Origin of the sequence: Algoriphagus aquimarinus (assembly GCF_900112005.1) — a bacterium.
Lineage (GTDB): Bacteria > Bacteroidota > Bacteroidia > Cytophagales > Cyclobacteriaceae > Algoriphagus > Algoriphagus aquimarinus.
This window is the reverse complement of the sequence record NZ_FOKK01000006.1, coordinates 21,421-42,439: the sequence shown is the minus strand read 5'-3', so window position 1 is coordinate 42,439 and position 21,019 is coordinate 21,421. Positions and strand designations below refer to the sequence as shown.

Genomic DNA, 21,019 nt, shown 5'->3' with positions numbered 1-21,019 from the left:
TAAAATGAAGAACATCACTTTTGTATATGATCCGGCAACGGAGCAGGAAAAGCTAGAAGAACTACTAGGAAGGCTGAATCCAAAACCCGATAAGCACATTTCTTTGGCAGATTTGGAAGTTTCAGGTTATTCAGAAAATGACTGTTTGGCATGTTCACTTTCCGATAAGCAAATAAAGGAACTCATAAAATCTTTTGGCGAAATTAGCGTAAGACTAGCTTTGCTGCCACATCCTGAAATGATTGAGGCAAGGAAGGGCTATGGTATAAATTCCAGTTTTGAGAAAGCTTGGGAAGAAATACAACAAGCTGAAGAGATTCCGGAAATCGATATGATGCAGGTAAACGAGCAGATGGTACTCAACTCCCTGGTCGTGGGCACTTCTATGAGTATCCTATATTCCAATACCTCTTCTAGTTTTCTCGAGGGTCTTAAACAACGGCTAACTCAATTAGGAAGTCTTTTCAGACGAGTAAAACTTAAGCCTTATACCATTACTTATCAAGACAGTGGAGACGAAGAAAAAACCATTGAAACCGCAGCAATGGGCATTTTGGTGGTAGCTCAATGCGAAAGCAACTTCGTGTTTCGAAGAATAATTGAAGAGTCTGGGTTAGATGATGGCAGAATTCATATGTTGGTATTAGCTCCCAAAAGCCTCTTTGCTTTGATTCAGTTTAGTCTTCAAAACTTATTTTTCCCAACTCATGGAAGTACCCTACCGCGTTTTGTTGGCTATATCTCCACAAGAGAAGTAAAAATCACTTCGGATGAACAAATATATTTTGCGCTAGATGGGGAAAAAGGTGAAGAAAAAGAGTTGACGATAAACCTGATAGAGAAGCCTATAGCCATCTTACCCGGAAAGGATTTGCTGGAGGATGAGAAAAAAGTTGGTCCAGCACAAATTAACGCTAACTCACTTCCAACAGGTAAGTTAAAAGAAGAATTACTTCACAGATTTTTGCCGTGGGTTCGTCATGCCACTTCCGAGGAATTTAAAGAGCTGTTTTCCTTATTAAGAGAAAATTCGCAAACCAGCTCAACCTACTTAGTCCTGATGGCTTTGTCCACCATGATTGCTACTTTTGGTCTCTTCGGAGATTCTGCTCCTGTAGTAATTGGTGCGATGATTTTGGCTCCCCTGATGGGACCAATTATTTCCTTAGCCATGGGTGCACTCCGACAAGATGGACTGCTGATAAAGAATAGCCTAATCACTATATTCTGGGGAATAGTACTTGGGTTGATTTTCTCAATAATCATTACATGGATCACTCCCTTGGAAGTGCTCAATAATCAGATTACCGCTAGAATCCGCCCAAATCTTTTAGACTTAGGAATAGCTGTGGCCTCTGGTATCGCAGGCGCATATGCCTATTCTAAAGAGGAAATCAACAAAACTCTGGCAGGTGTAGCAATCTCTGTGGCTTTGGTACCACCATTGGCAGTCGCTGGAATTGGGATTGGCTGGATGGACTGGGGAGTTTTTGGAGGGGCTATGCTCTTACTTGGAACCAACTTGGCAGGAATCGTTATGGCAGCATCTTTGACGTTTTTAATGCTTGGATTTAGTCCCTTTCGCCTGGCAAAACGTGGTCTGCTAATCAGCTTAGGAATTCTGATCGTCATTGCTTTGCCTTTGGGTTTGAGTTTCAACAAAATGGTAGAGGAAAACACGATCATCCAAGAATTGAGCGGGAAGGAAATCCCACATGGTTTGCTCCGTGAGGTAAATGTAATCCAGATCCAGCCTTTAAAACTGTCTGTCACTATCCTATCCGAAAAGGCGCTGAACGAGCAGGACTTTAAAGAAATTAAGGAAGAAATTGAAGCTGAAATCGGGCAGGAAATATCCCTTGAACTAACATTGGGAGTCAGAATGGGAGCTATTGAAAAATAGCTTAGCTACACAGGAATCAAATCACAGTACCAAAACCCGTATTTAGCAGGATCTTCTTTCTTATCAGAAAAGCATTGATCGGAGTCATCTTCTGTCTTTGGAGCCTCATACTTTCTCAGTACTTTTTCTCCGATTTCAAACTCAATCGGTTTACTGAAAATAGGCCCATCGAAAACGAACGTATGGAATTCACCATGCTCACCACAAGGATCTACATTGGCAGGAAGATCCTTCAGAAAATCTTCGTCAATCACTCTTCCAACAAAGCTTTTGTCCAAGTATTTCTCATTCACACAGGTGGTGATGGTCTTAAACCCCAAGTCCAAAAACTCGTGAATAAGTTTACCGGTGGGTTGTTTCCAAAGCGGAAAAACAGCCGTCAGCTCTAATTCCGCTAATTTATTCTCGCGATACTCACGTAGATCTTCCAAGAAAATATCTCCAAAGATCGAGGCGGTAATCCCTTTCTTTTTCAAATCAGAAAGTGTATCCCGCATCGTATTTTCATAGACTTCCATCGATGGCATGTCAGGAACCTCCATTTTCACCACCGGAATTCCTATACTTTTTGCCTGCGCATCCAGCAACTCCGATCTTACGCCATGCATAGAAATACGCTGGCATTTCTGACTGATGCTCGTAAGCAAACAAGCGATTTCAAATTCTTGTGACTGCTGTAATTTGTATAAAGTAAGTGCTGAATCTTTGCCTCCGCTCCAATTCATCACTGCTTTAGGTGCTGCTGTGATCAAAATAACTATTAATTAATGGTCAAAATAAACGCCCTATTTAGGCAATTGGATTGCTAAAATAGGGCATTTAAAAGTCACGATTTACTATTCCTTTACGCGAGTCAGCTTCATCTCTCCTCGCTCCGACTTAACGACTATTTCATTCTCTGAGATTTGCTCTCCATTATGCTTGAAAGTCATGTTCTGAAATGCAAAATCATAGCTGAACTTTTCTCCTTCTATCTTACCGTTTTTCAACGCAATTTCGCCCATTTGACTTCCAATTGTTCCAGTGACTATTCCCTTGTCAACTTTATAATTAAATATCAACTCCATCTCACCTTGAGGCCCAGCTAGCGTAGCAGCCCATTTCCCCGTAATATCACTTTGAGCATAAGCAGTCATTCCTGCCATCAAAAGCACAAAGCAAAGCATTGCTATTTTCTTGAAATTCATATGTTGTTAGATTAATGGTTATTGAAAAGAAACTTGAATCTAACTTAACTAGATCCGGAAGCGAATACAAGTCTAAAAAAACTATAAATGAGCCATTTATATAAATAAAAAACCGGATACAAATCACTTTGTATCCGGTTTCATTTGATTGATTGTTGGTTATATTATTGCTTTTTAGGCAACTCTTTTCTAGGAAGCAATTCATCTCTTTGAGCTGTATTGTACACAAAAGATGCGATCACTACCGCCATTTGTCTCAAATCATCCAATTCCAAACGCTCGAATGTATCCATGTTTGTATGGTGCGTACGAGTTCTGTATTCGATAGGATCTTGGATAAACTGAAAACCTGGAATGCTCAAGGCATCAAAACTCTGGTGATCTGTTCCACTTGTATTTCCGATCGTGATCGTACGATCATCTACTATGTCATCAAGAGGCAAAAACCACTCGTTAAAAATCGGAGCAACCGCAGCATTTCCTTGAAGGTAGATTCCACGAACTTTTCCAGTACCGTTGTCAATATTATAATAAGCAGAAACTTTCTCATGCTCAGGTAACAATTCCATCGTCTCACGATCTCCTAAGTGATTTTTCACATAACCTCTAGAGCCATGAAGACCTTGCTCCTCACCACCCCAAAGAGCGATACGAACAGTTCTCTTTGGCTTAAGGCCAGTAGCCTGCAAGATTCTTACAGCTTCCATCATTACGATACAACCAGCTGCATTATCAGTAGCGCCAGTAGCACCATGCCAAGAATCCAAGTGACCACCAAGCATTACGATTTCTGACTTCAAGGTAGGATCAGAACCAGGGATCTCTGCAATTACATTGTAACCTTGCAAATCATCGTTTCTATAACGAGTCTTCACTTCAGCCTCCAACTCTACTACAACTCCATTTTCGCTCAATCTAGCCATTAGATTCACGTTTTCAGGTGCAGTTTCCAATTCTGGAATCCCAACCGGAGTACCTTTAGCATAGTCTCTTGGGCTACTTGTAAATAGTGTTCCATGTCGACCGTTTACACCTTTCACAATCAAAGCAGGACCTTCTGCAATGATAAACTCGTTGATTTTCTGAGACAAAGCTCTAGCCGCTCTAAAATCCGCTGCTCTATCAGGACCTCCATTTCCACGAGGTTCTCTAGGTGCAGGATGCTCCATACCGTGTAATTGCTCCGCGGTATATCGCTCAGCATCTGCCTCATAAGTTGGCTCTTGCGTACCTGAAGGCTTTATTGCCACGATAGCACCTTTCAATTTGCCTTTGTATTTGGCGAAATCCTCTTCAGTTTTGATGTCAAGGAAAATTACTTTCCCGCTAACTTCTCCTTTTGTGCTTTCTGTCCAAGCTTTTGGAACCGCAATGAAAGGCATGTAATAGGGCTTAGTCATCGCGATGTAGCTTTTTTCCATTTCCCAGCCACGGCCAAATTCGCCCCAAGCTTCGGTTTTAGAATTCGCCAATCCCCAATCTGAAAGTTGCTTAACAGCATATTCTGCAGCTCGCTCATAACCTTCTGAATTAGTCAATCTCGGACCAGCTTTGTCTACCAATTGAAAAGCGATCTCTTCAACCTTAGAGTTCTCTAAACCTTCTTTTTTGATTTTCTCAATTGCTTTAAGATCTACTTCTTGTGCAAAGGTCATCCCGGCTAAAAGTAGTGCCGGCAGGATTAATAATTTTCTCTTCATAAATATTAGGGTTAAGTAATCGTACTATCTGAATGAATTTGTGTAGAAAAATAAACTTCAGGGTGAAATTAAACCAAAAAATAGCACCAAAATCGCTACTCATGTAAAAGTCAGTAGCTTTTAAAAAATTAGATGCTCATCAATTCCCTATTGGTAGCATATTTCTGATGGCAGAGATTTTCCACTGTTCTGTCTCAGTCACCACGACAAAGGTGCTCCACATTTTCCTGACAGTCCCATTTGCATTTTTGATCTCATAGCGAGCATCAACAATAGCCGCATCAGGATCCAGAAAACGAATAGACTCTACCTTCAAGGTTCGGTCTCCAGGATTTGAGGTAGAGCTCTCCATCATTCCTTGCACTGCTTCCGCGATCCCCTTGCGCCAAACTCCAGAGGAAACCAACTGATCCACATCCTTCACCAAGATCTCTTTCAGCAATACCGTGTCCTTCGTATCCCGAGCTTTGGAATATGAATTGATTAGGTTGATTATTTCTTGGGATTCCTCCTTTGTGTCCAATGGGTTTTGGCAAAAAGCGGAGGAGGTGATTAGGAGGAGGAGGAGGAGGAAGAAAAGGAAGGTGAGGGCTTTCATGATTAAAGGTGTTTTGACTGAAGGCAAGATAAACATTCAATCCTCGTGAATAGAATCTAAACTTAGATTTTCTCTATAAACCAAAATTGCTTAAAAAACTCTTTTCTCCCATCTCCGGAGGATGGAAATAGACTGGAACAATAACCTTCACCGCACCCTCAACTGAATCCTCTTTTCTGTGAAATCTTATTTGCCATGTTGATTTGAAAAGCTCTTCTACTATTTCTGAATCTACTTCAGCTGTAAATCCTTTTATCAAATTTACTTCCGAAGGGCTAATCTGATCATCCAGCACCACTTCAAAAAGTGCGTATTGTTCTTTTAGCTCTATCCCTTTTTTACTTTCCAAAAACTCTGTGAAACTTGAAGATATTATAGGTTCATATTTGGACGTAAGCGTACTGTCATGCTTACTTAAAACTCGTATGCTTTCTAAATCACGCTGATCTGTATCTCGATTGATTTCAAAATCAATTGGAAAGGAGCACATGCCAAAAGAAATCCTGCCACCAGAATCATTTCTTGCAAAAACCAATAAGTCAGATCCTTCAGGAAAGAACACATCGCAGGAGGAGCCCAATCCTCCGTCACTTCGTCCAGCGATGTAGATTGATTTGATTTTTTCTCCTTTGAAATGCTCGATTATTTCCACATCTGCCTTGTAGGATCTATCTTTTCCTTCGTTGGGATAAATTTTCACAATCCTGATTCGGCCTACAAAATCAGCCGAAACAAACCTGTCTGGAGGGCTAGAAAACGCACATCTACAAGCCAAAGCTTGATTGCTCAATACTAGAATAATTAATGTGAGTAGAATTTTCATTTCCCTCTAAAATAGCAAAAGCAACTCAGCACTAAATAGCTTTAAGAATTTTTAAGGCAATCTTTTAGTTTTAACAAGTCCGGCTTCTGGAGAAGCAGGATAACTGTGCTTTTTACGTGACTATCGAGAACTTTGGGGTAATAATCACAAAAAAGCCACCCATTGCTGAGTGGCTTTAAGAATATTTACAGTAAGTAAGATCATTCGAAAGTCCAGCTTCTGGAGAAGCAGGACAACTGTGAAATTGTATCGCTTACTGATCTTCTCCGCGGAGTTTGATCACTGAGCCATCTAGCACATCACCGATTCTGATTTGGCAAGCCAAACGTGAAGTAGGAAAGTACTCTGGCAGATTCTCCAACTGATCCAATTCAGGATCTGTGGCTTCACCTAATTCGTCCTTACCTTCCAGTATTTCGATGTGACAAGTGCCACACAGCGCCATACCTCCACAGGTAGCTAGAATAGGATATTCGTATGCTTTTAGGATTTCCATCAGATTGAAGCCCATGTCATCTGGCGCTTCGCAATCTTGACGATTTCCTTCTTGATCTTCTACAGTGAAATTAACCATGCTGCAAAAATAGTATTAAAATGAATTTACACCATTAACCGTTGTGTATTTGAAGCTCAATTTCTGATCTGGATACACATATTTGAAAGCAGAATGCATCATGATCGCCGCTTCGTGGAATCCACAAAGAATTAATTTCAACTTTCCAGGATAGGTATTGATATCTCCGATCGCATAGATTCGATCCACTCCAGTAGAGTAATCACGTGTATCTACCTCAATCGCATTTTTATCAATGCTCAATCCCCAGTCAGCAATCGGACCAAGTTTTGGACTCAAACCGAATAAAGGAATCAGATAATCCGCTTCAATTTTGATCTCAGCTTTGCTTTTATCAATAAAAGTCACCGTATCCAATACGCCGTTTCCTGACACTTCCTTCAAATTGGCAGAAAGAATCAAATCAATTTTACCTTGGTTAGCCAAGTCAAATACTTTAGAAGCTGAATCAGGGGCTCCACGGAAAGTCTCATTTCTGTGTACCAAGGTCACTCTTTTGGCAACTTTAGAAAGGAATATAGTCCAGTCCAAAGCGGAATCTCCACCACCCGCAAGAATCACATTCTTATCACGGAAGGTCTCAGGATTCTTCACCATGTAGGTAATTCCCTTTCCTTCGAATAGCTCCAAATTCTCTACCACTGGCTTTCTAGGCTCAAAACAGCCCAAACCACCAGCGATGATAATCACCTGTGCATGAACTTTTGTTTTGTCGCTAGTCGTCACGATGAACGATCCATCTTCCTGCTTGTCCAAGTGATCTACACGCTCACCTAAGGTGAATGTCGGAGAAAATGGCTTCGCCTGCTCCATCAGATTGTCCACCAGATCCTGTGCATTCACTTCCGGATAACCCGGAATATCATAAATAGGCTTTTGCGGATAAATCTCCGAAAGCTGACCACCCACCTGAGGTAGGGCATCTATGAGGTGACAGCGCATTTTCAGCAAACCAGCTTCGAACACTGCAAAAAGGCCTACTGGGCCGGCTCCGATAATACAAAGGTCTGTATGGATCATGATGTATGAAAATTTGGGGTGCTTCCCCGGTTAAAAATTCCCTTATTTATGATAAACTAATTATTGGTCTAGAGATTCTCCGTTGAGATTTTGATAAATGGTATTAAGAATCCGTTTGAACTCTTCGAAATCATGGGGACTCAACTTTTCCCAAGCTTTCTCTCTAATATGATGTATCTCCGGTCGAAGAGAAGTGACTTTGGATATGCCTGTCTCAGTCAAATGCAATTGAAAACTACGTCTGTCCTGAGGATGTGGCACTCGCTCCACGTATCCCTTTTTGCAAAGCAAATCGATAATACGCGTAAGGGTAGGATGGTCTTTAAAAACCAAATTCGCCAGTTCAGTCTGACTCAACACGTCATTTTCAGAAAGGTTTTTCAGTACCAACCACTGATCAACAGTCACATCAAAATCTCCTGATTTAAACTGTTGCTGAGCATATTGCTTCACTTTACGGGCCGTACGGTCCAATAAAAATGAATACTTAGAATATTGCTCTTGTGTCATACCAATAGTTAGTGTGACAAATATATAAAAAATCTGAATCGGGAATGCAATTCTCTATTATTTTTATAGGGTTTATAGGTTTTAGTATTGGAAGATTGAAAAATTGGAAGATTTGAAAATTGAGACTTGAATTTGAAAATTGAAAATTCTCAATACCCATATTTCCCCTGCCACTTCGAGCTAAGATATCTTCTCAACTCATTTTCCCTGGCATTTTCTCCTGGATCATACAGTTTTAAACCTTTGATCTCATCGGGCATAAACTCCTGAGCAACGAAATTTCCAGGGAAATCGTGGGAATACTTGTAAGCTTTTCCATAATTCAATTCCTTCATCAGCTTAGTCGGTGCATTGCGTAAGGCCAAAGGAACGGACAGATCTCCCTTCTCCCGCACCAGAGCTTGCGCCTGATTAATCGCCATATAAGAGGCGTTGCTTTTCTGGGAACTCGCCAGGTAAGTCACGCATTGGGAAAGAATAATCCTTGACTCAGGATACCCAATAATCTTGACTGCCTCAAAGCAATTAGTAGCCAAAAGCAAAGCATTCGGATTGGCATTCCCAATATCCTCAGAAGCCAAAATCACCAAACGCCTAGCGATAAACTTTACATCCTCCCCTCCTTCTATCATCCGAGCCAGCCAATAAACGGCTGCATTCGGATCAGAACCTCGGATGGATTTGATAAAAGCTGAAATAATGTCGTAATGCTGCTCACCGGATTTATCGTAAAGCGCCACCTTCTGCTGGGCAATCTGCATCACTTTTTCATCGGTGATCACGCAGGGATCTTCATTGATCCCATCGACTACTATTTCCAGCAGATTCAGCAACTTTCGCCCATCTCCTCCTGAAATCCTCAATAGCGCATCCGTTTCTTTGAGCTCAACTTTGATTTTTTTCAACTCAATATCCTGTTCCAAAGCCTGATGAACCATGGCCTCAAGTTCAGACTTACCCAACGAATTGAGCGTAAAAACCTGACATCTAGAGAGCAATGCTGCATTGACTTCAAAGGATGGATTCTCCGTAGTAGCTCCGATCAGACGGATCACTCCCTTTTCCACTGCTCCCAGAAGAGCATCTTGCTGGGACTTATTGAAACGGTGAATTTCATCGATAAAAAGTACCACTCCCTGCTGAAACTTCGCTTTTTCAATAACCTCGCGGATATCTTTCACCCCAGAACTGATCGCGCTTAGCGTATAGAAAGGCGCTTTGATTTCATTCGCGATAATGTTGGCTATTGTAGTTTTTCCAACGCCCGGAGGCCCCCAAAGGATCAAAGAAGGCACATTGCCAGTTTTGATGGCCTTAAATAAAAATGACTTGGGCGAAGATAAATGCTCCTGTCCGATCAGATCTTCCAATCGGGTTGGGCGCATGCGTTCTGCAAGAGGGGTGTTATTCATTTGCTAGCGTGAGTAAGGCTTGCAAGATACTAGACAAAAAGTAAAGCTTGTGAAGTGCCTACTAAATTGACAAAGATTGTCACCAAAAAAATTAGCCGAAAAGAGATATATTAGAAAGTGGTTTTGAGCTTGAATGAACAGCTATGATGTGAATCAATTCATTGTCTAAAACCACATAAATAATTCTGAATTGCTTGTAAATAATTTCCCTGACACTTTCATTATTCAACTCTGGAACCACTCTTCCTACGGTTGGAAAAGATGCTAAAAGTCTCTCCTTAGAGAAAAACTGATCAATTACTTGGGTCGCAAATTTGGGTGAAAGCGGCAAATAATATTTTCAATAGCCTGCTTAGTCCATTTTACTTTGACCATTCCTTGATCATCTTTTTAGCTTCCTCAGCCGTAAAGGTCTCGCCATTTTTGGATTGATCCAATCCTATTTCAATTTTGTTCAATAGAAGCAATTTATCCATCAAATCATCGATTGAAAATTCTTGAGGCATATTCTTAACAGCTTCTAATACTTTTTCACGAGTCACCATATTTTTGCATTTTTATGAATATACATATTTAAAACGTACAGAAGATTCACAAAGGTTTAATACTTACACTCCAAAAACTAACTTCATAAAGCGAGAAAGACACTTCATCACCGCGGTGTGCGTCCCCACAGATCAATCCAAATTGGGCGAAAAATGCTTCGCCACTACCACTTGCGAACTCTGTATAAATCTCTGTGAATCTTTGCTGTTAACTATCCTAAAATGAAATCTGTTCAACTCTACTCCCAAACTCCTCCAACCCCTCATCTCCAAAATCCAGGTGTGTAACAAATCGCACCAAGTCTGGACCGAATTTGACAGATTTAATTTGTCGCTCATCGAGCTTATTCATGAATTCTTCCGGAGAAATACCTTCTAATCTCGCGATCACAATATTCGTCGCTACGGGAAAAACTTCTGATACAAAGGGCAACTTCAACAGCATTTCTCCCAAAGCTCTAGCTCTCGAATGATCTTCTTTTAAACGATTGAGGTGATTATCCAGCGCATAAATCCCAGCTGCTGCCAAAAATCCTGCTTGACGCATTCCTCCACCCCAGACCTTTCTGACTTTTCTCGCGCGCTTGATATCTACTTTGGAACCCAGAAGTAATGAGCCAACTGGACAGCCCAATCCCTTACTAAGGCAAATCGAAATCGTGTCGAATTGTGCACCCCAGTCTTCTGGGCTTTCTCCAGATTCAGCCAAGGCATTGAACAATCTTGCTCCATCCAAGTGTAATTTCAATCCATTTTCTATACAAAGCTCCTTGATAGGTTTGATCTCATCTAGCGTATAAATACTTCCTCCACCCTTATTCATGGTGTTTTCCAAAGAAACCAATGTGGTCTCAGGAGCATGAACATCGTCCGGATTGATTGCTGCTTTGATCTGATCTGCAGTAATTTTCCCCAAATCTCCCTCAAGCAGCTTCACCGATGTCAGAGAATTTGACATGATTCCGCCGCCCTCATACAGATATACATGTGAATATTTATGACAAATAACCTCCGCCTGAATTCGGGTATGCAATCGGATTGCGATCTGATTGGTCATCGTACCAGATGGGCAGAAAATAGCCGCTTCCATCCCAAAGAGTTTCGCCGCTTTCACCTCCAGTGCATTCACTGTTGGATCTTCGCCAAAAACATCGTCTCCTACAGCCGCAGAAAACATCGCTTCCTTCATTCCTGCCGTCGGCTTGGTGACGGTATCGCTTCTTAAGTCAATTATCATTTCTTGAAATACTTGGATTTAGAACTGGTTGATGGAGCTAAAGTCTTGATTGCCGCGGCTGCTTCGATGGGTCTATCCGTAGCCAGGATATCAGCTCCTTTCTGCACCAAACTCGCATACAACTGATCTCCGCGAGCAATGGCTCTTCCATCTAGGTTACCCAAAACGCCCAAAATAGTAAACACTCCTTTTTCATGTAAAGCCTTATTGAATTCTTGTGGACGCTCTGCTACTCCCGTAAAAGCAATCACCCGAGTCCACGGAATACCCGATTCCTCAAATCGCTCAATCTCCTCCATATTCCGAATAGTCACTGAAAGCATCAGCTCAGGCGCCATGTAATGAAGTTTTTTTGCTGACGCAAAAGAATAAGTAATCAACGCCGCGTGAGCTTCAGATTCAGTTTTTCGAACTACTTCAATGATCTTTTCATAAGGAACAGACTGCTTGATATCAACAGTCAAAAGCGCTTTTCCCTTTGACCAAATCAAAGCTTCTTCCAAGGTCGGGACTTTGAAATCAGTAATATTCCCATCTTCATCTTTCAGCAAAAGGGTCTGAATATCAGCATAAGTTACATTGCTTACCAGCCCTCTGCCAGTCGTCGTTCTATCCAGTTTATCATCGTGCATCAGCACCAAAACTCCGTCTTTGGTCATCGCCACGTCCAACTCAATAATAGTAGGTGTGTATTTCACCACATTGGCAAAAGTCTCGATAGCATTCTCCGGAAAACCTGGATATGGTCCGCCACGATGTGCTGAGACCATAGGTATACGATCTGAAGTCCAGGTATAGAAATCTCTGGCTTCTTCTACACTGCTTAATTGGATATGATTCCCGGTCGTTTCTACTTCTGAATCAACCGCTAGAACTCCCTGTTGTTCTACTGGTTTTTGGCTACATGAACCAAAAAATAAAAGTAGAAACGGAATCCACAAAAACTTATTCTTCATCTTTCTTTGAGTCTTTTTTGAATATAAAATCGAGGCTAGAACTCCCCTTTTTGTAAATCTGCTCCATGTCGCCCAATTCTAGATTCAATGCTCTGGTTGATATTTGAATCTCAATCATGGACAATGCCAAGGCAATCAGCAAAGAGGCCATACTTCCCACAAAAACCCAGTTGGCAGCTTCCGTAAAGCCATGAAAGAGTAAATACATGCAAATCACACAGAGCAAAAAACTGAAAACTCCTGAGAGTTGCATGTTTTTAATCAGACGAAGTCTAATGCGAAGGTTATGTATTTGCTTGACGATAGACTCCTTATCCTGAGCTTCCAAATATGACTTGTGCAACCCTCGGATCAGGCTTGCTATGGCCAAAAATCGATTGGTAAAAGCAAGCATCAAAAGGGTAATAGCCGAAAAAAGTAAGGCAGGCGTTGAGAGTTGGAGTTCCATGCGCTAAAGATGCCTCTATTTCCTGAAAATGAAAAAAGCCTGCCCTTTTCAGAACAGACTAAATTGAGATCAAATCACGATCATAATTTATGATGTAAACTAAATTGCAATTGGCCTTTGCTCCAGTTATCAGTAGTCTGCAACATCCAGCCACCTTGTATCCTTAAATTGGACAGCAAACCATAGCCTCCACCGAGATAGAGTCTATTTCTATCAAAAATCTCAACTGTCCTTCCCTCACCAATATCACGTTGACCATTCAAGAAAATCTCGTTATACATCGCCAGGTAGACAATTCCCTTATCCAACGTAGTTCCATTTAAAGGGACATTAAGAAAAAGATTATACCTGTACCTGGTTCGCAAATCTTGGGACTCTACCCATCTTTGCTCATACCTAAACCGATGAGTGAAGAGAAAATTGCGACCTACTTTAGTGGGAAAAAGCGCTTCTTGATAAACCCTATTCTCCATTACAGTCGCATCATCTTCCCCAAATGCCCCAGTTGTGATATTGGCATAACCTAAGGTGAATAAAATATCAGCGTTTTTTGGGCTGTAGGTAAGACCAGACCTGATAAGTAACTGTTCCAAATCACTTACTGGACTCCATAGCCTAAATTGTACATCACCTTGAATCCCAAATTGAGAATTGTTGAAGGATTTGTTGAAAAAATACATGTACCAAGCACCCAATTGATCTTCATCTGGGCCTGATTGAGCAAAGGAAAACAATGATAAAAAAGAGAATAAAATACTGAATACTAGTTTCTTCATAATGCTTGATTCTTTGATTTTTGTTGCTGAAGGGCATACAACCTATTAAATTTTGGGGATTGCCACTTTAAAATAAAGATTCAAAAGCAGCTTAAAAAAAGTTTAACTCTAAGTTTCTACTTAGGGTTTCTTCCTTCCTACTATTTCTTTTGACAGAGAATAGATAGTTCTTTAAACGAGAAAAGCCTGCTCTTTTCAGAACAGGCTTGAATTCGAAACTTAACAGGAAATGCTCAAAACTAAAATATCAACCTGTAATATCTCAACAAATCTTCTGAATCCGTAACTCTCTTAATATATATACCCGACTTTAAAACAAAATACTCAAGACCCATTTCTGGAGTATCAGCATTAATTAATTTTTCAGCTAGAAAATTGAACTCTGAATCAAATATTACTATAAAAATCCCACCATCTAGTTTACTTCTATGAGATGTTTTTCCTTTGACAAGCCTGAAATAATTCTCTGATTCAGGGACTCTATAGATAGGCCCAAATGAGACATCATTGTTCCACTCAGTAGATTTCGCAGTAAAGTCTTGGTGATCTGTTATCCTTTGATCTCTTGGAGAAAATCCTTTTCGATTAGGGAAAAAATCTGAATTAAACGCTATGGCTAATTCATTTTCACCAGAGAAATTTAAAAACTGGATAGAGCTTTGAAAGTCCCAGCTGACTAAATATCTATTCCCAATTTTTTGAATATAGGATACTGGACCCTTCACTACTTTGTTTTTCGCTGAGATTGCAAATTCTATTTTATTAGATGCAAACTCACCAGACAAACCAAAATCGATCAATTCATCGTTGATCTGACCTAGTTTTTCTGCTTGCAAAAAATAATAATCTCCCTGTTTCTCTATTGAATTAAACAATAAAACTTGCTCATTATCAGCACATCTCAGGCAATTTCCAAATTCAGAACCTTGAGTAATCCTCTGCAAACTACCTTCGACTCCTTCAACTTGAGAAAATTTCTTACTAGACAATCCTTCACTTTTACTATCGATATAGAATGAATTAGAGCCCATATAAAAGGCTATTGAGTCATAATAATTCAAAAATGAATTTATCCCAATTATAGCACTCGGGCCATCTCTGTCAATCTCGTTACCAAGTTTATAACTACTCGTGTTGAAATCTAGAGTGTCTATACTATATAAATAAGGATTTAGAACTAATAGTACATTTCTCTCATAATCAACATTGAGAAAGAAAGATGTCTGACTCGAAAAAGCTGAAGAACCCAATTCAAATGAAATAGTTTCAAGCTGGAAAGCAAAGTCTATATCGTTTTTCTCTTCCTGACTACAGCTAAAAATAACTAGAAACCCTAGAATCCAAATCCTACTTAATGTACCTATCATGTTTTCAAAAATACTAAAGTAACTAAACGAAAAAAAGCCTGCTCTTTTCAGAACAGGCATTACAAATTATAGCATTTTAAATTTCTAAGCCACTTCTCCTAGCACAACCAATTTCTCCATTGTAGGAGCTTTTGATCCGCCTTTAGGTTCTATAGTGATGGCAAATGCTCCAGCTTGGGCTACAGCTTCCATTTGCTGCAACGTCAGTTTTTCACCCGAATTCACCAGACCAATTCCTACTGGCCCATTGTCTCCAATAGCCCACAATTGATAATCAAACTCTTCACTCAAGTCATGTAAGTTATTGGAAGCTACATAGACTTTACTTGCATTCTGATCCCACAGCACATCGACTTTTGCATCCTTTTGCATATCAAAACCTTCGCCTCTCATCTCCACTCGCTTAAAGTTTCCAGCTACAAATTCATTTAGCTGAGAATCTTTTTCATCGTACGCTTGATTCACCTGATTCAGGTTATCAGCCAATACACTTTGATCTTGAAGCAAGGCAGTAAACTGATTGTTTCTCTCCTCATATTTCCCAGCATAATAAAATGCTGCTCCCGAGGCCACAATTGCCGCGATAGACGCTGCGATAGCAAATGGCTTCCAAGGACTACTTATCGGCACTACTTTAGCCTCAGCTGGTATAGCTGTTGGTTTAGGAGCCTCTTTTAGAATGAAGTCACTTTCTAAGGTAGAGAAAATCTTCTCCTTCACTTCCTGAGATGGCGCTACACCAGTCATATTATCAAAGGCGAACATAGTCTCCTGCAGATCATCCAACTCCTGCTGGATTTCAGGATAACGCTTGGCAAAGTCTATGACTTCCTCGCGCTCCCTCTCTGTAAGCTCTCCGAGAAGGAAAAGCTCCAGTTTACCTGACGATATGTATGATTGAATATCCACTAGATTCTTGCTACATTTTTTTTCAACACTTGTATGGCCGCTCTCACCCTAGACTTGACGGTACCAAGAGGAATATCGAATTCCTCCGATACCTCAGAATGCGTATATCCTTTGAAGTAGATATACTCAACAATGAACTTTTGATCTTCGTTAAGTTCGATCATCAGTTCCTTCACTCCGATACCGTCTATATGTTCTTGGGTGCCTGATTGGCTCTCCATTCCATATACGAAGTCATCTATTGTGTTGGTCTTACCGGATTGTGAAATTTCTTTGGAGCGAAGTTTATCAATGGCTGAATTACGACAGATATTGGCCATCCATGTATATAAACGGCCTTTTGACTCATCGTAACGATCTATTTTTTTAGTGATTTTAACAAAGGCATCGTGAAAAACCTCCTCTGCTATATCCTTGTCAAATACGATTCTCGAGATCACCGCATAGAGAGCTCTGGAGTATTTGTCGTACAAATACTCAGTGGTCTTTCTGTCTTTTGCCCTTAGTCCGGCGATGATTTGTTCTTCCTGCAAAAATCGGTGGTTTGAAAAATTCTTCCTTAAAAGTAAAACACAAGACCAATTGTTTTAGGTCTTGTGTCTTTTATTTTCAAAATATTTATATCAAAGGTGGATCACCTCGTCATAAGCAGCGGCCGCAGCCTCCATAATCGCTTCTGACATGGTTGGGTGTGGATGCACGGTTTTGATTATTTCGTGACCAGTAGTTTCCAGTTTGCGGATAGCTACGATCTCAGCGATCATCTCCGTCACATTGGCTCCTATCATGTGCGCACCTAGCAATTCCCCGTATTTCTTATCAAATACCAGTTTCACAAAACCGTCTTTTGCGCCAGCAGCAGATGCTTTTCCTGATGCAGAGAATGGGAACTTACCGATTCTCAACTCATAGCCTGCTTCCTTAGCTTTTGCTTCTGTCATACCCACAGAGGCAATCTCAGGAGAGCAATAGGTACAGCCTGGAATATTTCCATAATCCAAAGGATCTGGATTCTTACCAGCGATTTTCTCCACACAGATAATTCCTTCAGCAGAAGCTACGTGAGCCAAAGCTGGACCAGGAATCACATCACCGATAGCATAATAGCCTGGCATGTTTGTCTTGTAAAACTCGTCAACTTTGATTTTGCCTTTATCTACTAAGATTCCAACGTCTTCCAATCCTACATTCTCCAAGTTTGAAACAACACCAGCAGCAGAAAGCACAATATCACATGTTAAAGTCTCTTCGCCTTTGGCAGTTTTCACAGTCACTTTGCAACCTGTTCCTTTGGTATCTACCGCAGTCACTTCCGAAGAAGTCATGATAGTCATACCTGCTTTTTTGTAGAGTTTCTCCAAAGTCTTGGAAACTTCAGCGTCCTCCACCGGTACGATTCTATCCAAAAATTCTACGATAGTCACTTCTGTCCCCATGGTAGCATAGAAATAGGCGAACTCGATTCCGATTGCTCCAGAACCTACAACCACCATTTTCTTAGGCATTTTATCCAAAGTCATCGCATCACGGTAACCGATGATTTTCTTCTTATCGATCTTCATAGAAGGAAGTTCACGAGATCTAGCGCCCGTTGCGATAATTACATTATCGGCAGCATAGACGGTTTTCTTTCCCTCAGCATCTTCAACTTCTACTTTTTTACCTGGCTGGATTTTGCCCCAACCTTTGATCACTTCGATCTTATTTTTCTTCATTAGGAAGGTAACCCCCTTACTCATTCCGTCAGCAACGCCACGGCTTCTTTTGACGATGCCGGTAAAATCAGCGCTAGCATCCTTAACGGTAATGCCGTAGTCCGCTGCATGATTGATGTACTCAAAAACCTGAGCACTTTTCAATAAAGCTTTGGTGGGAATACAACCCCAGTTAAGACAAATACCACCCAATTCCGCAGCTTCTACTACGGCAGTCTTTAGGCCGAGTTGGGAAGCGCGAATAGCAGCTACATAGCCACCTGGTCCACTGCCCACCACGATCACGTCAAATTTGGTCGAAGACATATCTATTACTTGTTTTTTAGAACGAATTGATTAACGCAAAAATAGGCCTTTTGACTTCAGAAAAAAATTTGGTTTCAATCACTATTTCAGGTTAAAAACCTGATTTAGGCAATCAGAGCACGTGAATTCCAATCAATATTTTACAATTTTACAGAAACATCAAATTATATTTTAGATAAGTAATATTTAACCAATGATTTACTAAGCACGGAATCTAAAGACAAGTGAAATCAATTTTAGAATCAAAAGTTTTGGGTTTTTTTCTATTTTTGGCCAAACAAAATTTTAAACTCCATGGGATTACTTTCAGGAAAAACGGCATTGATCACCGGCGCATCTAAGGGCATCGGAAGAGCAATTGCTATCAGATATGCACAAGAGGGCGCAAATGTCGCTTTTACTTTTTTGTCAAGTGTGGAAAAAGGCCAAGCGCTAGAAGCTGAATTGGCAGAATTTGGCATCAAAGCCAAGGGCTATAGATCTGATGCTTCGGATTTCAAAGCTGCCGAAGAATTAGTCGCTGCTGTGGTAGCGGAATTTGGTGGATTAGATGTTTTGATCAATAATGCCGGCATCACCCGCGACAACCTATTGATGAGAATGACCGAGGAAGCTTGGGACGAAGTAATCGGAATCAACCTAAAATCCTGCTTCAATACCGTAAAAGCGGTGAACAGAACCATGATGAAAGCTAAGTCTGGTTCTATCATCAATATCACCTCTGTAGTCGGAGTGAAAGGAAATGCCGGCCAGGCAAACTACGCAGCTTCCAAAGCAGGGATCATTGGATTCACCAAATCTGTGGCGCTGGAGCTAGGCTCTAGAAACATCAGATGTAATGCTGTAGCTCCGGGATTCATCGAAACTGAGATGACTGCAGTGCTGGACGAAAAAACTGTACAAAGCTGGAGAGACGGAATTCCTATGAAGCGTGGTGGCCGACCAGAAGAAGTGGCTGATGCATGTGTGTTCCTAGGATCTGAGATGAGTAGCTATATCTCTGGACAAGTGCTTCAAGTGAATGGCGCGATGCACACCTAGATGATCTTAGATTTTTGATTTACGATTTACGAGCGGCTGGAGAGATTCAGCCGTTTTTTGTGTTCTAACCTTTGTGGTGTTATTGTGAGTTAAAAGGTAGCGAACAATCTCCACGAAGTTTTTTTTTTTAAATAAAGCGAACCTTTGAGTTCTTCCTTTAGGAATCGTAATTAGCCTTTAAAGGCTTTATATCACCTAATTTCTTTTATATCCAACACCCCTGAAATCAAGAACTTCGAGGAGATTCCTTCTCCTTAGTCGTCGGAATAGTATCTCAAAGGTCAATCCACAAACCCACTCAAATCAATCTTATAAAACTCGTATTCATCCTCAGATTCTTGCTCGGGTTTGTTGATGAAAAGCCCATCGGAAGAAAGGAACCAATTTTCAACTTCGATCTCTGTTTCGAAGTCAAAAAAGTACTCTACTTATTTAAACTCCGGCTAGCTCAAAGGCAGTCCATTCTGTCACAGTCTAAAACCTTTGCTTTTTCAAAAAAAATACAACATATACATGAGAAATCTGAGCATTTAAGATTTCAATTTATTTAAACTCCTAGGGCCTTTCAAATCGACTGATTCGACTTTTAATTAATTGGAAATCAAAAGCATCCAGCACGGTAAGAGATTACGTATGTGTTTAAAATAATTAACAAATTTTAACCTTCATACTATGAAAAACTCCTTTCAAAAATTGATGTCCCTTGCCTTTTTGGCCTTTGTTGCATTCAGCTGCCAGAACTTGCAAGACGTATCACCTGTGATGAACCAATCAGCAGATGATAACACTTTTACTGCAGCAGCAGATTCCGACCCCAATGCGCGTAAAGGTCAGCTTGCTGAATTTGGCGCATTCCTAATTGGAACGGAAGAAAATCCTTCGGTCAGTTCACCGGGGTCAGGAGCTGCTCGGATCACTCAAATAGATGGAAACACATTGAAATTTGAAATTCGAGTTGCCAATACTACAGGAATAACCGCTGCCCATCTTCACAATGCTCCCATGGGAGTTAATGGCGGAGTGATAGTCAATTTACAAAGTCAGACAGGCATTCAGAATGGCGTAATAGCACAAGGCATGATAGATGCCTCCAACTTGTCTGGAGCATTGGCAGGAATGTCAATTTCAGATTTGGTTAAAGAAATGGAAGATGGTAGGATCTATGTAAACGTTCACACTTCCACCAATCCGGGCGGAGAGCTTCGCGGTCAAGTAAGTATGGTGCAGTCAAATGACAATAAAAATTATGGAGCTAAACTTGATGGATCAAACGAGGTGCCTTCAGCAATGTCCGCAGGAACTGGAATTGCTAAATTCAACTTTTCAAATGACGGCGGATCAGCCTCTTTCCATGTCAATGTAGATGGGATTGCTGACGTTAGATTTGCTCATATCCACTTTGCAAAAGCTGGCGCAAATGGTGGCGTAGTATTTACGCTCAGAATGGATAAAGTGAATGGCCCAGTTTCTGGACTTTATGCACAAGGTGATATCATGCCAATAAAATTCTCTGGACAACTACTCGGTGGTGATTTGTTTATACTTAGAGAGGCATTCAGAACAGGTAATGCCTATGTGAACGTCCATTCAGACAAATTCCCCGGTGGTGAATTGAGAGGACAGGTAAACTGAGCTGTATAAGCTAGTAGCTAATGAAGAAAAGGCCAGCAAATGCTGGCCTTTTACTTTTCATCAAGAAATTTGATATTATTAGATTAAATAGATGGTGTTGAAGAAAACCATCTAGGTCAATCCCCAAACCCACTCAAATCAATCTTATAAAACTCGTATGCATCTTCTGACTTTTGCTCGGGTTTGTTGATGAAAAGGCCATCGGAAGTAAGGAACCAATTTTCAACTTCGATCTCTGTTTCGAAGTCAAAAAAGTATTTACCTTTTGGCTCCCAATCGCCAGATTTTTCATTTACGAGATTTTAGAAGGATAACTAAAACTAAATAAAAAACTCGACTTTCTCTCGCTGCAGATAACCT

At 40.7% G+C, this 21,019-nt stretch carries 22 protein-coding genes; 3 read left to right on the top strand and 19 right to left on the bottom strand.

The features are described 5' to 3' along the window. The first annotated feature begins 4 nt into the window (after positions 1 to 4). Entirely contained in the window at positions 5 to 1,903 is a 1,899-nt protein-coding gene (locus BM291_RS09365; RefSeq protein WP_092896623.1) for a TIGR00341 family protein, read from the top strand. Positions 1,904 to 1,908: 5 nt separating this feature from the next. Here BM291_RS09365 and BM291_RS09360 read toward each other — a convergent pair whose 3' ends face one another. The 19 genes from BM291_RS09360 to lpdA all read right to left on the bottom strand — a co-directional run bounded on the left by BM291_RS09360 (position 1,909) and on the right by lpdA (position 17,986). Next, a complete protein-coding gene (locus BM291_RS09360; protein ID WP_245786819.1) occupies positions 1,909 to 2,655 on the bottom strand; it encodes a Dph6-related ATP pyrophosphatase in 747 nt (248 codons plus the stop codon). Between the two features lie 84 nt (positions 2,656 to 2,739). After that, positions 2,740 to 3,090 carry a hypothetical protein gene (locus BM291_RS09355; protein ID WP_092896621.1) on the bottom strand — a complete coding sequence of 117 codons (351 nt, stop codon included), beginning with the start codon at positions 3,088 to 3,090 and terminating at the stop codon, positions 2,740 to 2,742. Positions 3,091 to 3,254: 164 nt separating this feature from the next. Next, complete coding sequence (locus BM291_RS09350; RefSeq protein WP_092896619.1) at positions 3,255 to 4,790, bottom strand: M20/M25/M40 family metallo-hydrolase; 1,536 nt, start codon at positions 4,788 to 4,790, stop codon at positions 3,255 to 3,257. 139 nt (positions 4,791 to 4,929) lie between these two features. Continuing rightward, positions 4,930 to 5,388 (bottom strand): YybH family protein, encoded by a 459-nt coding sequence (locus BM291_RS09345; protein WP_092897081.1) that lies wholly within the window; start codon positions 5,386 to 5,388, stop codon positions 4,930 to 4,932. 73 nt (positions 5,389 to 5,461) lie between these two features. Next, positions 5,462 to 6,211 (bottom strand): hypothetical protein, encoded by a 750-nt coding sequence (locus BM291_RS09340; protein ID WP_092896617.1) that lies wholly within the window; start codon positions 6,209 to 6,211, stop codon positions 5,462 to 5,464. Between the two features lie 253 nt (positions 6,212 to 6,464). Then, positions 6,465 to 6,785 (bottom strand): 2Fe-2S iron-sulfur cluster-binding protein, encoded by a 321-nt coding sequence (locus BM291_RS09335; protein WP_092896615.1) that lies wholly within the window; start codon positions 6,783 to 6,785, stop codon positions 6,465 to 6,467. Positions 6,786 to 6,800: 15 nt separating this feature from the next. Then, positions 6,801 to 7,805: an NAD(P)/FAD-dependent oxidoreductase gene (locus BM291_RS09330; RefSeq protein ID WP_092896613.1), complete on the bottom strand. Its 1,005-nt coding sequence runs from the start codon at positions 7,803 to 7,805 to the stop codon at positions 6,801 to 6,803. 60 nt (positions 7,806 to 7,865) lie between these two features. Then, positions 7,866 to 8,315 carry a MarR family winged helix-turn-helix transcriptional regulator gene (locus tag BM291_RS09325; RefSeq protein ID WP_092896611.1) on the bottom strand — a complete coding sequence of 150 codons (450 nt, stop codon included), beginning with the start codon at positions 8,313 to 8,315 and terminating at the stop codon, positions 7,866 to 7,868. 149 nt (positions 8,316 to 8,464) lie between these two features. Then, complete coding sequence (locus BM291_RS09320) at positions 8,465 to 9,727, bottom strand: replication-associated recombination protein A (RefSeq protein ID WP_092896609.1); 1,263 nt, start codon at positions 9,725 to 9,727, stop codon at positions 8,465 to 8,467. A gap of 91 nt (positions 9,728 to 9,818) precedes the next feature. Further along, complete coding sequence (locus BM291_RS09315) at positions 9,819 to 10,058, bottom strand: type II toxin-antitoxin system RelE/ParE family toxin (protein ID WP_245786818.1); 240 nt, start codon at positions 10,056 to 10,058, stop codon at positions 9,819 to 9,821. 31 nt (positions 10,059 to 10,089) lie between these two features. Continuing rightward, the gene (locus tag BM291_RS09310) at positions 10,090 to 10,272 is read right to left on the bottom strand and encodes a hypothetical protein (RefSeq protein ID WP_092896607.1); all 183 of its coding nucleotides are present in this window, start codon (positions 10,270 to 10,272) and stop codon (positions 10,090 to 10,092) included. 217 nt (positions 10,273 to 10,489) lie between these two features. Further along, positions 10,490 to 11,509, bottom strand: a complete 1,020-nt coding sequence (locus tag BM291_RS09305; protein WP_092896605.1) for a threonine aldolase family protein — start codon at positions 11,507 to 11,509, stop codon at positions 10,490 to 10,492. Further along, the gene (locus BM291_RS09300) at positions 11,506 to 12,465 is read right to left on the bottom strand and encodes a glycerophosphodiester phosphodiesterase family protein (protein ID WP_092896603.1); all 960 of its coding nucleotides are present in this window, start codon (positions 12,463 to 12,465) and stop codon (positions 11,506 to 11,508) included. The genes BM291_RS09305 and BM291_RS09300 overlap by 4 nt, the downstream gene beginning before the upstream one ends. Beyond that, positions 12,455 to 12,913, bottom strand: a complete 459-nt coding sequence (locus tag BM291_RS09295) for a DUF2721 domain-containing protein (protein WP_092896602.1) — start codon at positions 12,911 to 12,913, stop codon at positions 12,455 to 12,457. The genes BM291_RS09300 and BM291_RS09295 overlap by 11 nt, the downstream gene beginning before the upstream one ends. 80 nt (positions 12,914 to 12,993) lie before the next feature. Beyond that, on the bottom strand, positions 12,994 to 13,689 hold the full coding sequence (locus tag BM291_RS09290) for a DUF2490 domain-containing protein (protein ID WP_092896600.1): 696 nt from the start codon (positions 13,687 to 13,689) through the stop codon (positions 12,994 to 12,996). 239 nt (positions 13,690 to 13,928) lie between these two features. Then, entirely contained in the window at positions 13,929 to 14,750 is an 822-nt protein-coding gene (locus BM291_RS09285) for a DUF4221 family protein (protein WP_175499672.1), read from the bottom strand. A gap of 390 nt (positions 14,751 to 15,140) precedes the next feature. Beyond that, positions 15,141 to 15,965, bottom strand: a complete 825-nt coding sequence (locus BM291_RS09280) for an anti-sigma factor (RefSeq protein WP_092896595.1) — start codon at positions 15,963 to 15,965, stop codon at positions 15,141 to 15,143. Next, positions 15,965 to 16,498 carry an RNA polymerase sigma factor gene (locus tag BM291_RS09275; RefSeq protein WP_092896593.1) on the bottom strand — a complete coding sequence of 178 codons (534 nt, stop codon included), beginning with the start codon at positions 16,496 to 16,498 and terminating at the stop codon, positions 15,965 to 15,967. The genes BM291_RS09280 and BM291_RS09275 overlap by 1 nt, the downstream gene beginning before the upstream one ends. Before the next feature lie 90 nt (positions 16,499 to 16,588). Further along, positions 16,589 to 17,986, bottom strand: coding sequence for a dihydrolipoyl dehydrogenase (lpdA, locus tag BM291_RS09270; protein ID WP_092896591.1), 1,398 nt, complete (start codon positions 17,984 to 17,986; stop codon positions 16,589 to 16,591). 294 nt (positions 17,987 to 18,280) lie between these two features. Between lpdA and fabG the strand changes: the two genes are divergently transcribed. Continuing rightward, the gene (gene fabG, locus BM291_RS09265; RefSeq protein ID WP_092896589.1) at positions 18,281 to 19,027 is read left to right on the top strand and encodes a 3-oxoacyl-[acyl-carrier-protein] reductase; all 747 of its coding nucleotides are present in this window, start codon (positions 18,281 to 18,283) and stop codon (positions 19,025 to 19,027) included. Between the two features lie 672 nt (positions 19,028 to 19,699). After that, positions 19,700 to 20,659 (top strand): CHRD domain-containing protein, encoded by a 960-nt coding sequence (locus tag BM291_RS09260; RefSeq protein WP_092896587.1) that lies wholly within the window; start codon positions 19,700 to 19,702, stop codon positions 20,657 to 20,659. Positions 20,660 to 21,019: the final 360 nt, after the last annotated feature.